This window comes from Quadrisphaera sp. RL12-1S, from assembly GCF_014270065.1.
Lineage (GTDB): Bacteria > Actinomycetota > Actinomycetes > Actinomycetales > Quadrisphaeraceae > Quadrisphaera.
In genome coordinates this window covers 675,418-689,520 of the sequence record NZ_JACNME010000001.1, presented here as the reverse complement: position 1 = coordinate 689,520, position 14,103 = coordinate 675,418, and the positions used below count along the sequence as shown (strand labels likewise).

Genomic DNA, 14,103 nt, shown 5'->3' with positions numbered 1-14,103 from the left:
TGCGGTCCCGAGGCAACGGTGTGAGCGTTCACAGCGGCCTGCACCACGGGCGGTGCGGGCCGTGAGGAGCGCCACGTGCCACAGACACCCGACCAGCGTGATGGCCGGCCGCAGAAGAAGCGGCTGGCGGACCTGGCCTTCGACATCCGCTCGGTGATCGGCGCCCTGTTCGTCGTCTACGGGCTCGTGTGCCTCGTCTGGGGCCTGGTCTCGTTCCCCGCGGCCGCCGCGCAGAAGACCGGGGGCGTGAACCTCAACCTCTGGGCGGGCCTGGGCATGCTCGTCATGGGCGCCGCCTTCCTGGCCTGGGTGGTCGCGCGCCCGCTGACCCAGGACGACCCCGCCGTCCGCGAGGCCCTCCAGGCTGCCGGTGACGACGCCGACGACGAGGCGGGACCGCGGTGAGCGCCGTCCTGGCCGCCGGCACCACCGGCGCCACGCGCATCGACGCCGGCGCGGGCGACTACGTGCTGGTGGCCCTGTACTTCGTCGTCGTCCTGGGGATCGGCCTGCTCGCCCGCCGGCGGATCTCCTCCAGCCTCGACTTCCTGCTCTCGGGCCGCTCGCTGCCCGCGTGGGTCACGGGCCTGGCGTTCGTGTCCGCCAACCTCGGCGCCATCGAGCTGCTCGGGCAGGCCGCCAACGGCGCGCAGTTCGGCGAGCAGGCGTTCCACTACTACTGGATCGGCGCCATCCCGGCCATGGTCTTCCTGGCCCTGGTGATGATGCCCTTCTACTACGGCTCGAAGGTCCGCAGCGTGCCCGAGTTCCTCGGCCGCCGCTTCGACGCCAAGACCCAGCGCCTGCAGGGCCTGCTGTTCGCCCTCGCCTCCGTGCTGCTGGCCGGCGTCAACCTCTACGCCATGGCCATCGTGGTCAACGCGCTGCTCGGCCTGCCCACGTGGCTCGCCATCGTGCTCGCCGGCGTCATCGTGCTGGCCTACACCTTCCTCGGGGGCCTGTCGGCGGCCATCTACAACGAGGTGCTCCAGTTCTTCGTCATCGTCGCCACGATGGTCCCGCTGACGCTCGTCGGCCTGCACCGCGTGGGCGGCTGGGGCGGCCTGGTCAGCAAGCTCACCGACCAGGGCAGCGGCTCCATGCTGCAGGCGTTCCCCGGCAGCGACCTCACCGGCATCACCAACGGGGTGGGGTCGACCATCGGGGTGGTGCTGGGCCTGGGGTTCGTCACGTCGTTCGGGTACTGGACCACCAACTTCACCGAGGTGCAGCGGGCGTTCTCGGCCCGCAGCGCCTCCGCCGCGCAGCGCACGCCGCTCATCGCGGCGTTCCCCAAGGTGCTCATCGCCCTGGTCATCATCATCCCGGGCATGATCGCCGCGGTCCTCGTGCCGGGCATCGCCGCCCTCAAGACGGGCGGGTCCAGCGGCGCCACCTACAACGACGCCGTGCCGCTGCTCCTCGACGAGCTGCTGCCCAACGGCTTCCTCGGCGTGGCCCTCGCGGGCCTGCTCGCCGCCTTCATGGCCGGCATGGCCGCCAACGTCAGCTCGTTCAACACCGTGGTCACCTACGACCTGTGGCAGGACTGGGTGCGCCCCGGCCGGGACGACGCGCACTACCTGCGGGTGGGCCGCGCCGTCACCGTCATCGGCACCGCGCTGGCCATCGGCACGGCGTTCATCGCGGCCGGCTTCACCAACATCATGGACTACATCCAGACCCTGTTCTCCTTCTTCAACGTGCCCCTGTTCGCGGTGTTCGTGCTCGGGCTGTTCTGGAAGCGCATGACGGGCTCGGCCGGCTTCTGGGGGCTGGTCAGCGGCACGCTCGGCGCCGTCGTCGTCTTCGTCCTCAACCAGACCGGCGCGCTGGCCCTGTCGGGGCAGGGGTCGAGCTTCCTGGGCGGCGGTGTCGCGACCGTCGTCGCGGTGCTCGTGGGGTGGCTGGTGTCGAAGGCGGGCCGTCCCAAGCCGGAGTCCGAGCTGCGCGGCCTGGTCTGGTCGCTCACGCCGGCCTCCGAGCGCGCGGTGCCCCGCGAGCCGGGCGTGCTGCGCTCGCCCGTGGTGCTCTCGGTGTCCGTCCTCGCGCTGGCCGGAGCGGGGTACGTGGTGTTCGCCGTGGTCTGACCCGGTGGGAGGATCGGCCGCGAAGAACCCGACGAGGAGGGACCCACGCATGCCCATCGCCACTCCCGAGGTCTACGCGGAGATGCTGGAGAAGGCCAAGGCCGGCTCCTTCGCCTACCCGGCGATCAACATCACCAGCTCGTCCACCATCACCGCGGCCATCCAGGGCTTCGCCGAGGCCGGCAGCGACGGCATCATCCAGGTCTCCACCGGCGGCGCTGAGTACGCCTCCGGCTCGACCGTCAAGGACATGGTCCGCGGCGCGGAGGCCCTGGCCGAGTACGCCCACCACGTGGCCAAGGGCTACGGCGTCAACATCGCCCTGCACACCGACCACTGCCCGGCCGACAAGCTGGACAAGTACGTGCGCCCGCTGCTCGCCATCAGCGAGGAGCGCGTGAAGAACGGCCGCGACCCGCTGTTCCAGTCGCACATGTTCGACGGCTCCGCCGTCCCGCTGGACGAGAACCTGTCCATCGCCGCCGAGCTGCTCGAGCGCTCGTCGGCGGCCAAGGTCATCCTCGAGATCGAGGTCGGCGTGGTCGGCGGCGAGGAGGACGGCGTCGCCAACGAGATCAACGACCAGCTGTACTCCACCCCCGAGGACGCCATCGCCACCGCGAAGGCCCTCGGCGTGGGCGAGAAGGGCTACTACCTGACCGCCCTGACCTTCGGCAACGTGCACGGCGTCTACAAGCCGGGCAACGTCAAGCTCAAGCCCGAGGTGCTCAAGGCCGCCCAGGACGCCGTCTCGAAGGAGTTCGGCGGCGGCGACAAGCCCTTCGCGCTGGTCTTCCACGGCGGCTCCGGCTCCACCGCGGAGGAGATCGGCCAGGCCGTCGACTTCGGCGTCGTGAAGATGAACATCGACACCGACACGCAGTACGCCTACACGCGCCCCGTCGCCGACTTCATGCTGAAGAACTACGACGGCGTGCTCAAGGTCGACGGCGAGGTCGGCAACAAGAAGCAGTACGACCCGCGCGCCTGGGGCAAGATCGCCGAGGCCGGTATGGCCGCCCGCGTCAAGGAGGCCTGCGAGCACCTGCGCTCCGCGGGCACCTCGCTCAACGGCTGACGCACCCGCCCACGTCGAAGGCCCCCCGGCAGCTGCCGGGGGGCCTTCCTCATGCGTCGTGGTGCTCGGTCGCGCAGACCGGGACGCGTCAGGCGACGAGACCGCCGCCCGGGCCGTCGCTCCCGTCGTCGCTGCCGTCGTCACTGCCGTCCGGCAGCGTGTGGTCGATGCCCGGGTCGTCCTCGACCACGCGCAGGACCTGGCTGATGCTCGTGACCTGGATGAGGAACCTCACCAGATCGGGCGGGCGGATCAGCACGAGCTTGGACGGGCTGCGCGAGGCGAGCCGCGCGAGGAACGCCACCCCCGTGGAGTCCATGAACGTCACGTTGCGGACGTCCACCTCGACCGGCAGCCCGGACGCCTCGGCGTCCGCCGACGCCTCCAGCAGCTCGTGCCCGAGCTCGGCGTCGACCTCGCCCGTCAGCACCACGCGCGTCTTGCGACTGCCGAGGATGACGTGGACCGAACCGGGCTCGCTCCCGTCCTGCGTCTGCTCCGGACCTGCCACCCGCACCCCACCTCCACGCTCGTGGTCACCGCTCCCCGTCCGCGGCGGCCGCTGCACCCGCTGTCTGGAGCGCGCGCGGCTCCCCGGACGATACGGGGTGACCGGCCGTCGGCGGCAGCGGCCCGCCAGCCGCGTCCGCGAGCAGCGCCCGGACGGAGGATCCGACAGCGGTGCCGCTGCGCGGCCGACGCGTCAGGCGGACGGGCTCCGCCACGGTCCGGGGCTGGACGCCGGAGCGCAGCGGTGCTCGGCGTCCACCTCGTAGGAGTCCAGGGCCCCGCACAGCTCCAGCACGAACCCCACCCGCTCGTCAGCTCCGCGCAGCACGGCGCGGGCGCCCGACCGCTTGGCCGTCTCGGCCAGCGCGATGAGGAAGGCCGCTCCGGCCGAGTCCACGAAGGCCACCGAGCACAGGTCGACCACCACCTCGGCCACGTCGGGCGCGGCGGCCCTCGCGGTGAGCTCGGGGAAGCGCGCGCGCTCGGCGAGGTCGAGGTCGCCCTCGGCGCTGACGGTCAGCGTCGTCTCCGTGACGGTGGCCTCGATCACGGACAGCGACGGTAGCCGACCGCAGCGCAGTCGTCGCAGGGCCGGGTCCTCCCCGCACGGGTCCCGCACTGCCGGTCCGGCCGCGCGGCGGCAGGATGCAGTCATGTCCTCCCCGATGTCCCTGCCGACCCCCGGTGCCCCGGGGAGCCACGGCGGAGCCGTGCCGGGCCCGCCGCCCACGCTGCTCCCCGACGACGGGCCGGAAGCGGCAGCTGCGGCTCTGCTGCGGGACGAGGTCGACCCCGCCGACGTCGCCGCCGCCCACCCCGCCGCGAGCCTGGCGTGGTCGGTGCTGGCCACCCGCGCCTTCGCGGCCGGGCGGACGGTGGAGGCCTACGCCTACGCCCGCACCGGCTACCACCGCGGTCTGGACGCCCTGCGGAGGTCCGGCTGGCGCGGGGCCGGGCCGGTGCCGTGGCACCACGAGCCCAACCGCGGGTTCCTGCGGTCGCTGGCCGTCCTGGGCCGGGCCGCGGGCGCCATCGGCGAGGACGACGAGGCCTCGCGCTGCACGCAGTTCCTCAGCGCCTGCGACCCCGACGCCGCGGACCGCCTCGCGGGGGACCTGCTCCCGTGACCGCGTCGAGCGCGGCCGGTCGCGGACGCCCCGCCAGGGTCGTGGTCGTGGGCGCGGGCATCTCCGGCGTCGCGTGCGCGCAGGCGCTGGGCGCCGCGGGCGTCGAGGTCCGCGTCGTCGACAGGGGCCGACGCCTCGGTGGCCGCCTCGGCGTGCGCCGGGTGGACCTGGCCGACGGCTCGCAGCACCTGGTCGACACCGGGGCCGCCTACTTCACGGTCTCCGACCCCGACTTCGCCGCCCTGGCCGCCGGCTGGAGCACCGACGGCCTCGCCCGTCCCTGGACCGACACCCTCGGCCTGCTCGGGCCGGACGGCCCCCGGGGTTCCACCACCGGCCCGCAGCGCTGGAGCGCACCCGCCGGGCTGCGCTCCCTGGTGGACCGGCTCGCCGAGGGTCTCGACACCAGCTCACAGCGCGCGGTCCGCTCGGTGGGCGTGGTCGACGGCCTGCCCGCCGTGGACGGCGAGGCGGTGGACGCCGTCGTGCTGGCCATGCCGGACCCGCAGGCCGGCCGGGTGCTCGACGTGGAGGCCTCGCCCGGCCTCGCCAGCGCGCGCCGGGTGCTCTCGCGCCCGTGGAACGCCGTGATCACCGTCTACGCCGCGTGGGACGCCGCGTGGTGGCCCACCCTCGACGCCGGCTTCGTGGCGGACGACGACCTCGTGTCCCTGCTCGCCGACGACGGGTCGCGCCGCGGTGACGGCGCGCCCGTGCTCGTGGCCCACACCACCGCCGACGCCGCGCGCGGGGCCCTCGGAGACCCCGAGTCCCTCGTCGCGCCCGTGCTCGCGCGCCTGCCGCACCTCCTGGGCGTGCCCGCGGGCGAGGTGCCGCCGCCGCGGTCGGCCGCGTCCCACCGGTGGTCGTTCGCGGCGCCGACGCAGGTGCACGACGGGCCGCACCTCCTCACCGCCGTGGCTGGCGGGCTCCTCGGCGTCTGCGGCGACGCGTGGGCGGCCACGCCCAGCGGCAAGCCGCGCGTGGAGCAGGCCTGGCGCTCAGGGCGCGACCTCGGGCGGGAGCTGGCCGAGCGGCTCGCCTGACCCGCTGGCCCGCGACCCGCTGCCGCTCAGCGGGGTACGAGCACCTGCCAGGCGTCACCCACGCAGCGCCAGCGCCAGCGGGTGCGGGGCTCCGTCAGGTCGCCGTCGGCGTTGACCTCGAAAGGACGGCCGTCCACGGCCTCCACCAGCACGTCCGCGCCGCGCCGCGCGGCGGTGTCCCGGCGCTCGACGTGCTGGCCGCGGACCATGGCCGCCGCGAAGCCCGCTCGGGCCAACGGCCCCGTGGCGGCCGAGACCACCACGTCGACGAGGCCGTCGTGCGGCGTGGCCGCGGGTGACAGCCGCGCGCCGCCGCCCACCGTGCTGCCGAGGTTGACCGCCACCAGGAGCACGCCCTCGTGCCCGTCGTGGACCTCCTCGCCGTCCACCACCACGCGCAGGTGCCACGGTCTGGCCGCGACCCCCGCGGCCACGGCTCCCGCGGGGTAGGCCAGAGCCCTGAGCACCTTCTTGGCCTTCTGCGCGCGCTTCGAGGCGGAGACGCCGATGCCGGCGTGGACGGCGTTGACCACCACCCCGCCGGTCCGCCCGTGATCGTCGACCGACTCCACCAGCTCCACCGGCGAGGGGCGACCCTCCAGGGCGGTCCGCGCCGCCAGCGCCGCGTCGCCCACCTGCAGCCCGAGGCTGCGGGCCAGGTCGTTGCCGGTGCCCAGCGGCACCACGCCGACCGGCCCGACCGACCGCAGGCGCTGCAGCCCGCCCAGGGCGTGCAGCGCGCCGATCGCCGCGTGCACGGACCCGTCGCCGCCCAGCACCACCAGCCGGCGTCCGCCGAGCCCCGCCAGCGCCCGGCGCAGGTCCTCGGGGCCCTGCGTGCGCGCCACCTCCAGACCCCCCGGGGGCAGCGAGGCGCCCAGCACGGCGAGGGCGTCGCGCGCTGCGGGCGTCCGCGCCGACCCGGCACCGGAGTTCACCACCGCCAGGGCCGCGCGGACGGCCTCCGCCGGTCGGTCGGGCGCGTGGCTGCTCACGGGGCCAGGGTCGCAGCACCCCCCGGATCTGCCAGCGGACCTGCGTCCGGACCGGCACCAGGGGCCCCGACGGCGGATTCGGGCGGCGGGCTCCTCACCCGCTAGCCTCGGGAGGTAATGACTCCGAGACCCGCAGGAGGGTCCGCTCATGCCCGCGATCGTGCTCATCGGGGCCCAGTGGGGAGACGAGGGCAAGGGCAAGGCCACTGACGTCCTCGGCTCCCGCGTCGAGGCCGTCGTGAAGTTCAACGGTGGCAACAACGCCGGCCACACCGTCGTCGTCGGTGACGAGAAGTACGCCCTGCACCTGCTCCCCTCCGGCATCCTCACCCCCGGGGTGACCCCGGTCATCGGCAACGGCGTGGTCATCGACCCGTCGGTCCTCTTCGAGGAGCTCGAGGGCCTCACGGCGCGGGGCGTCGACTGCTCCAAGCTGCTGGTCTCGGCCAGCGCGCACCTCATCGCGCCCTACCACCGCACCGTGGACCGGGTCACCGAGCGGTTCCTCGGCGTCCGCCGCATCGGGACCACCGGCCGCGGCATCGGCCCGGCCTACGCCGACAAGGTCAACCGCATCGGCCTGCGCGTGCAGGACCTCTTCGACGAGAAGATCCTCGCCCAGAAGGTCGAGGGAGCCCTGGAGACCCGCAACCAGCTGCTGGTGAAGGTGTTCAACCGCCGCGCCATCACGGTGGACGAGGTGGTCGAGGAGCTGCTGTCCTACGCCGACCGGCTGCGCCCGATGGTGCGCGACACCGGTCTGGAGCTGACCCGCATGCTCGACGCCGGGCAGACCGTGCTCTTCGAGGGCGGCCAGGCCACGATGCTCGACATCGACCACGGCACGTACCCGTTCGTCACGTCCTCCAACGCCACCGCCGGGGGCGCCTGCACCGGGTCGGGCATCCCGCCGAACCGGGTGGACCGGATCGTGGGCGTCGCGAAGGCCTACATCACCCGCGTCGGCGAGGGGCCCTTCCCCACCGAGCTGCACGACGAGGTCGGCGAGGGCCTGCGCCGCGCCGGCGGCGAGTTCGGCACCACCACCGGCCGCCCGCGCCGCACCGGCTGGTACGACGCGCTCATCGCCCGCTACGCCTCGCGGGTCAACGGCCTCACCGACCTGGTGCTCACCAAGCTCGACGTGCTCACCGGCTACGAGCGCATCCCGGTCTGCACCGCGTACGAGGTCGACGGCGTCAAGCACACCGAGATCCCCCTCACCCAGACCGACTTCCACCACGCGACGCCGGTCTACGAAGAGTTCGAGGGCTGGACCGAGGACATCAGCGGCGCCCGCGAGTTCTCCGACCTGCCCAAGGCCGCCCAGGAGTACGTGCTCGCGCTGGAGGAGCTCTCCGGCGTGCGCATCAGCGCGGTGGGCGTCGGGCCCGACCGCGACCAGATCGTCGTCCGCACCGACCTGCTGGAGGGCTGAGCCAGATGCCGAGCACCGCCGTCACCACCCCGGCGCCGACGGGCGGGACCGGCTCGTCGGCGGCGAGCGTCGTCCCGCCGTCGCGCCCGGTGGACGCCGCCGCCGTCGCCCGCACCCGCGAGCTCGACAGCGCGCACGTCTTCCACTCGTGGTCGGCGCAGAAGCTCATCTCGCCGATGGTCGTCACCGGCGCCGAGGGCTCCTGGGTGTACGACGCCGAGGGCCGGCCGCTGCTCGACTTCTCCAGCCAGCTGGTGTTCACCAACGTCGGGCACGGGCACCCGAAGGTGGTCGCGGCGATCGGCGAGCAGGCAGCGAGGCTCGCCACCGTGGCCCCGCAGCACGCCGTCGACGTGCGCGGCGAGGCCGCGCGCCTCATCACCTCCCACCTGCCGGGCAGCCGCCTGAACAAGGTGTTCTTCACCACCGGCGGTGCCGAGGCCAACGAGAACGCCGTGCGCGCGGCCCGCCAGCACACCGGGCGCCGCAAGGTGCTGGCCCGCTACCGCAGCTACCACGGCAACACCCAGACGGCGATCCACCTCACCGGGGACCCGCGGCGCTGGGCGAACGACTCCGGCGCGGAGGGGGTCGTCCACTTCTTCGGCCCGTACCTGTACCGGTCGGTGTTCCACTCCACCACCGAGGCGGAGGAGTGCCAGCGGGCGCTGGAGCACCTCGAGCAGGTCATCGCCCTCGAGGGGCCGAGCACCATCGCGGCGCTCGTCCTGGAGTCCGTGCCGGGTACCGCGGGGATCATGGTCCCGCCGCCGGGCTACCTCGCCGGGGTGCGGGAGATCACCCGTCGCCACGGCATCGTGCTCGTGCTCGACGAGGTCATGGCCGGCTTCGGGCGCACGGGCACGTGGTTCGGGTACGACGTGCACGGTGACGGCGAGCGCATCGACCCCGACCTCGTGACCATCGCCAAGGGCGTCAACTCCGGCTACGTCCCGCTGGGTGCCGTGGTGCTGTCCGACGAGGTCGCCGCCACCTTCGACGAGCGCGCCTTCCCCGGCGGCCTGACCTACTCCGGCCACCCCCTGGCGTGCGCCGCGTCCGTGGCGACCATCCGCGCCATGGAGGACGAGCGCCTGGTGGAGCACGCCCACCACCTCGGCGAGGACGTCATCGGCCCCGCGCTGCGCGAGATCGCCGACCGGCACGACGTCGTCGGCGAGGTCCGCGGCACCGGCGTGTTCTGGGCCGTGGAGCTGGTGAAGAGCCGGGAGACCCGCGAGCCCGTGGTGCCCGCCGGCGCCACCGGGGCGGCCAACGCCCCGATGGCCGCGTTCACGAAGGCGTGCCTGTCCCGCGGCCTCCTGCCGTTCGTCAACGGCAACCGCACCCACGTGGTGCCCCCCTGCACGACCAGCGACGACGAGGCCCGCTGGGGCCTGGCCCAGCTCGACGCCGCCCTCGGCGAGGCGTTCGGCTCGTGAAGGTCCTCGTCATCGGCTCGGGCGCGCGCGAGCACGCCCTGGCCCGGTCCCTGGCCTCCGACGAGGCCGTCACCGCCGTCTGGGTGGCCCCCGGCGGGCCCGGCCCGGCCGCGGAGCCCGGCGTGCTCGGCTGCCTCCCGGTGGACCCGTGCGACGGCGACGCCGTCACCGCGCTGGCCCAGGAGCTGGGCGTGGACCTCGTCGTCGTCGGCCCTGAGGCGCCGCTCGTGGCGGGCGTCGCCGACGCCGTCCGCGCCGCCGGGATCGCCTGCTTCGGGCCGTCGGCCGACGCCGCGGAGCTCGAGGGCAGCAAGGCCTTCGCCAAGCAGGTGATGGCCGCCGCGGGTGTCCCCACGGCCATGGCCCGGGTCTGCACGACCGTGGAGGAGGTCGCCGAGGCGCTGGACCTGTTCGGCGCCCCGCACGTGGTCAAGGACGACGGCCTGGCGGCTGGCAAGGGCGTCGTCGTGACGTCCTCGCGCGAGGAGGCCCTCGAGCACGCCGCGGCCTGCCTGTCCCGCGACGGCGCGCAGGTGGTGGTCGAGGACTTCCTCGACGGGCCCGAGGTGTCCCTGTTCGTGCTCTCCGACGGCACCACGGTGGTGCCGCTGGCCCCCGCGCAGGACTTCAAGCGCGCCCTCGACGGTGACGAGGGCCCCAACACCGGCGGCATGGGCGCCTACTCGCCGCTGCCCTGGGCCCCGGAGGGCCTCGTCGAGGAGGTGGTGGAGCGGGTCGCGCAGCCCGTCGTCGACGAGATGCGCCGCCGCGGCACCCCGTTCGCCGGCGTTCTGTACTGCGGGCTCGCCCTGACGTCCCGCGGCGTGCGCGTGGTGGAGTTCAACGCCCGCTTCGGGGACCCCGAGACCCAGGTCGTGCTCGCGCGGCTGCGCACGCCGCTGGGTGCGCTGCTCCGGGCCTGCGCCACGGGTCGGCTGGCCGAGCACCTCGCCGACGTCGGCCCGCTGCGCTGGTCGCGCGGCGCCGCCGTCGTCGTCGTCCTGGCCGCGCCCGGGTACCCGGTGTCCGCGAGGACGGGGGGCGCGCTGACCGGGGCGGAGGCGGGGACCTCCGGTGAGGCCGCCTGGGTGCTCCACGCGGGCACCGCGCTCGACGCCGGCGGCCAGCTGGTCTCGGCCGGTGGCCGGGTGCTGTCGGTGGTCGGCTCCGGCGCCGACCTCGCCGCAGCGCGCACCGCCGCCTACGACCGGCTGCAGGGCGTCTCGCTCGAGGGCGGCCAGTGGCGCACCGACATCGCCGCCGCCGCTGCCGAGGGCGCCCTGACCGTCGGCTGACGCCGGCCCGCCGCGCCGGCAGGACCGACGCAGCCCTCCCGACGATCATGCGCCTGAGCGTCACGTCGCAGCTCTCGCCGCGGAGGTCGTGGCGCTCAGCTGCATGATCGTGGATGGTGGCCGCTGGGGTCGGGAGAGCACCGCGGTAGCAGGACGGACCGCCGCGGGGTGATGATGCGCTGTGGCCGCCAGCGCAGGCGAGGTCGAGCTCGTCGACCTGTCCGCGGCCGACGACGAGCCCGGACCGCCCCGGGGTCCCCGCCGCCGGGTCCGCGCCCGCACCGCTGCCCTGGTCGCCGTGCTCGTCGTGGTGGGGTCGGTGGCCGCGGGCGCGTGGCAGCACCGCTCCGCCGTCGCCGCGCAGCGCGCCGCCGCCGCGGCCGCCGCGCAGGAGCAGCGCTGGGACGAGGGCCGGGCGCGCGCGAACGCCCTCGAGCAGCGGCTGTGGCAGGTCAGGTCCGCCAGCCGGGCCGTCACCGCCGCCGTGACCCCCACCCCGCTCCCGACCTCCACCGGCCCCGAGGCAGGTCCGGAGTCCACCGCCGGTCCCCCGGCCACCGACGGCGGTCCCGTGTGGGGGCCCGCCGACCTCGGGCCGCAGGCCGCCCGCGCCGACGACCCGCTCGACCTGCAGGTCGTGGGCGTCTGGCCCCAGGCCCCGGGCACGTCAGCGGTGTCAGCGGTGTCAGCGGGGCAGCGCATCGGCTACCGGCTCATCACCGGGCTCCCCGAGAGCAGCGGGAAGACCCCCTGCCAGGTCCCCGCCGTGCGGATCACCGACTGGAGCTGGGAGGACGGCGGTGACGCCGCGCTCGCCTGCCGCGTCCTGGCCGCGGGCGCCCGGGGCACGGCCGCGCGCGAGGGCAGCTCCGGCACCGGTACCGGGGCGAAGCAGGTGCGGGAAGTGGTGCTGGTCAGCGGCGGTCGCGCGGCCTCGGTGGCCGTCTGGAGCACCGGGGGCGCACCGCTGCCGCTCGACGGCCCGGCCCTCGGCGCCGCCGCCGCGGCCCTCCTGACCTCGACGGGCTCGTCATGAGCCGCCCGGGCTCGCGACGCGGCACCGTCCACCTCGACGACAGCTCCGACCTCGACCGCGACCTCGACGACGACCTCGACGACGACCTCGACGACGACCTCGACGACGAGCGGGACGCGGTCGGACCCGTCGTCCCCGGGACGAAACCCCGCGGTCGCCGCCGGCGCCTCCTGCTGGCCGCTGCCGCCAGCGCGGCCGTCGTCGTCGTCGCCCTGTCCCTCGTCCGGCACGAGCAGCAGCGCGAGCAGCTCCTGGCCGCCGCCCAGAACGCCGCCCAGGCGGCGAGGGCCGACGCGCAGTCGGCCGCCTGGCGGGAGGAGCAGCGCCGCTCCGCCGACCACGCCCGCCACGAGCTCGACGCGCTCCTGCTGCTCCCGGAGGACCTCGCCTTCCAGCAGCAGGTCATGGCCAAGGCTCTCGCCGGCGCCGCGCCGCGGCTGCCCGACCTGGACTGGTCCACCGCCACCACCCGGACGGTCCGCACCACCGCGCAGCGCACGGGGGACGGCGAGCCCCGGCTGCTGGACTCCCAGCGGACGGCCCAGCCCACCGCCAGCGACGACGGCGACGGCGGCGAGGTCGTCCCCGGCACCGCGGTGACCGTGCCGGCGGTGGCGGGGACGCAGGTGGTGGGCCTGGCGGTGGGCAGCGCGCCGGTCTCCACGGTCGCCTGGCGCATCACCACGCCGCTGACGACGCCGGAGGTCACCGACCCGTGCGCCGTCGCCGGGGCGGTCGCGGTGCCCGACGGCCACGACGGCTCGGCGGTGCCCGCCTGCACGGTGCGCACCGTCACCAGCCCGTCCGGGGAGCAGCAGGCGGTGGCGCTGCGGTCCTGGGAGCGGCTGCTCAGCGCACCGGGCGAGCAGGGGGGCGGTGCGCCCGCCCGGGTGGTCACCATCCACCAGGCGGTCCTGGTGGTGGAGCAGCGGTGGACGTTCTCCGTCGCCTCGACGGCCGTCGGCGCGGCCGGCACCCCCGCGTCGGTGCCCCTGCTCAGCGTGGACCAGGCCGACCTGGCGGTGCGCTGGGCGGCGGACGCCGTCCGCGGTCTGCCCACCCCCGCGCCGCTGAGCGGGACGCCCCTGCCAGGGTTTGACGGGTGACCACGCTCCCCGGCGACGCCGCACCCGACCCGCAGCCCGAGGTGCCGGGCTGGCGACCGCTGCACGCCGGCAAGGTGCGCCAGCTCTACACCTCCACCGACGACCCGTCGCTGCTGCTGCTCGTCGCCAGCGACCGCATCAGCGCCTACGACCACGTGCTGGCCACGCCCATTCCCGACAAGGGCGCGCTGCTGACCGCGCTGAGCCTGTGGTGGTTCGAGCAGCTGGAGGGCTGGGGCCTGGTGCGCCACCACGTGGTGGGCGCCGGCCCCGAGCACGGCGTCCCGGCGCGGTTCGCGGGCCGGGCCACGGTGGCGCGGCGCCTCGACATGCTCCCGGTGGAGTGCATCGCCCGCGGGTACCTCACCGGCTCCGGGCTGGCGGAGTACCGGGCCACCGGCTCGCTCGCCGGCGTCGAGCTGCCGCCGGGCCTCGACGACGGCGACCGGCTGCGCAGCCCCCTGTTCACCCCCACCACCAAGGCGGCGGTGGGCCTGCACGACGAGCCGGTCGACGAGGCGGGTGTCGCGGCGCTCGTGGGCGCCGAGCGCGGGGCGCAGCTGCGCGACGTGACGGTGGAGCTGTACAGCCGCGGCGCCGCCGTGGCCGCCGAGCGCGGCGTGCTGCTGGCCGACACCAAGGTGGAGTTCGGCCTGGACCCGGACGGCGACCCGGCCGACCCCGCCTCCCTGGTCCTGGGGGACGAGCTGCTCACCCCCGACTCCTCCCGCTTCTGGCCCGCCGACGGGTGGCAGCCCGGTCGCGCCCAGCCCAGCTTCGACAAGCAGTACGTCAGGGACTGGCTGACCTCGCCCGCGTCCGGGTGGTCGCGCACCTCCGCCGAGCCGCCCCCGGCGCTGCCGGACGAGGTGGTCGAGCGCACCCGCGCCCGCTACGTCGAGGCGTACGAGCGGCTCACCGGGCGCCGCTGGCAGTAGTC

Annotated in this window: 14 protein-coding genes; 11 read left to right on the top strand and 3 right to left on the bottom strand. The window is 75.2% G+C overall.

The annotated features are described in order from the left end of the window. Positions 1–75: 75 nt before the first annotated feature. From H7K62_RS03290 to fbaA, 3 genes are read left to right on the top strand one after another with little or no spacing between them, the layout of a single operon-like run. A complete protein-coding gene (locus tag H7K62_RS03290) occupies positions 76–405 on the top strand; it encodes a hypothetical protein (protein WP_186716227.1) in 330 nt (109 codons plus the stop codon). Beyond that, positions 402–2,090 carry a sodium:solute symporter family protein gene (locus H7K62_RS03285; protein WP_370591587.1) on the top strand — a complete coding sequence of 563 codons (1,689 nt, stop codon included), beginning with the start codon at positions 402–404 and terminating at the stop codon, positions 2,088–2,090. The genes H7K62_RS03290 and H7K62_RS03285 overlap by 4 nt, the downstream gene beginning before the upstream one ends. A 49-nt stretch (positions 2,091–2,139) precedes the next feature. Continuing rightward, positions 2,140–3,168, top strand: a complete 1,029-nt coding sequence (gene fbaA / locus H7K62_RS03280; RefSeq protein ID WP_186716225.1) for a class II fructose-bisphosphate aldolase — start codon at positions 2,140–2,142, stop codon at positions 3,166–3,168. Between the two features lie 88 nt (positions 3,169–3,256). On the opposite strand, the gene H7K62_RS03275 is transcribed toward fbaA, so the two are convergent. Beyond that, complete coding sequence (locus tag H7K62_RS03275) at positions 3,257–3,679, bottom strand: STAS domain-containing protein (protein WP_222436915.1); 423 nt, start codon at positions 3,677–3,679, stop codon at positions 3,257–3,259. 192 nt (positions 3,680–3,871) lie between these two features. After that, positions 3,872–4,228 carry an STAS domain-containing protein gene (locus H7K62_RS03270; RefSeq protein WP_186716221.1) on the bottom strand — a complete coding sequence of 119 codons (357 nt, stop codon included), beginning with the start codon at positions 4,226–4,228 and terminating at the stop codon, positions 3,872–3,874. A 103-nt stretch (positions 4,229–4,331) separates the two neighbouring features. On the opposite strand from H7K62_RS03270, the gene H7K62_RS03265 reads away from it, so the two are divergent. Then, positions 4,332–4,805 (top strand): DUF3151 domain-containing protein, encoded by a 474-nt coding sequence (locus H7K62_RS03265; RefSeq protein WP_255479312.1) that lies wholly within the window; start codon positions 4,332–4,334, stop codon positions 4,803–4,805. After that, entirely contained in the window at positions 4,802–5,851 is a 1,050-nt protein-coding gene (locus H7K62_RS03260; protein WP_186716213.1) for an NAD(P)/FAD-dependent oxidoreductase, read from the top strand. The genes H7K62_RS03265 and H7K62_RS03260 overlap by 4 nt, the downstream gene beginning before the upstream one ends. A 26-nt stretch (positions 5,852–5,877) precedes the next feature. Here the strand turns inward: H7K62_RS03260 and H7K62_RS03255 are convergent, their stop codons facing one another. Then, positions 5,878–6,846 (bottom strand): diacylglycerol/lipid kinase family protein, encoded by a 969-nt coding sequence (locus H7K62_RS03255; protein WP_186716207.1) that lies wholly within the window; start codon positions 6,844–6,846, stop codon positions 5,878–5,880. Between the two features lie 148 nt (positions 6,847–6,994). Between H7K62_RS03255 and H7K62_RS03250 the strand changes: the two genes are divergently transcribed. The 6 genes from H7K62_RS03250 to H7K62_RS03225 all read left to right on the top strand — a co-directional run bounded on the left by H7K62_RS03250 (position 6,995) and on the right by H7K62_RS03225 (position 14,101). Next, positions 6,995–8,284: an adenylosuccinate synthase gene (locus H7K62_RS03250; RefSeq protein WP_186716205.1), complete on the top strand. Its 1,290-nt coding sequence runs from the start codon at positions 6,995–6,997 to the stop codon at positions 8,282–8,284. A gap of 5 nt (positions 8,285–8,289) precedes the next feature. Next, positions 8,290–9,726: an aspartate aminotransferase family protein gene (locus H7K62_RS03245; protein WP_186716203.1), complete on the top strand. Its 1,437-nt coding sequence runs from the start codon at positions 8,290–8,292 to the stop codon at positions 9,724–9,726. Beyond that, complete coding sequence (gene purD / locus H7K62_RS03240) at positions 9,723–11,021, top strand: phosphoribosylamine--glycine ligase (RefSeq protein WP_186716201.1); 1,299 nt, start codon at positions 9,723–9,725, stop codon at positions 11,019–11,021. Before H7K62_RS03245 ends, purD begins: the two co-directional genes overlap by 4 nt. Before the next feature lie 181 nt (positions 11,022–11,202). Beyond that, positions 11,203–12,057: a hypothetical protein gene (locus H7K62_RS03235; RefSeq protein WP_186716200.1), complete on the top strand. Its 855-nt coding sequence runs from the start codon at positions 11,203–11,205 to the stop codon at positions 12,055–12,057. Continuing rightward, positions 12,054–13,163 (top strand): hypothetical protein, encoded by a 1,110-nt coding sequence (locus H7K62_RS03230; RefSeq protein WP_186716198.1) that lies wholly within the window; start codon positions 12,054–12,056, stop codon positions 13,161–13,163. The genes H7K62_RS03235 and H7K62_RS03230 overlap by 4 nt, the downstream gene beginning before the upstream one ends. Next, a complete protein-coding gene (locus H7K62_RS03225; RefSeq protein WP_186716196.1) occupies positions 13,160–14,101 on the top strand; it encodes a phosphoribosylaminoimidazolesuccinocarboxamide synthase in 942 nt (313 codons plus the stop codon). The genes H7K62_RS03230 and H7K62_RS03225 overlap by 4 nt, the downstream gene beginning before the upstream one ends. Positions 14,102–14,103: the final 2 nt, after the last annotated feature.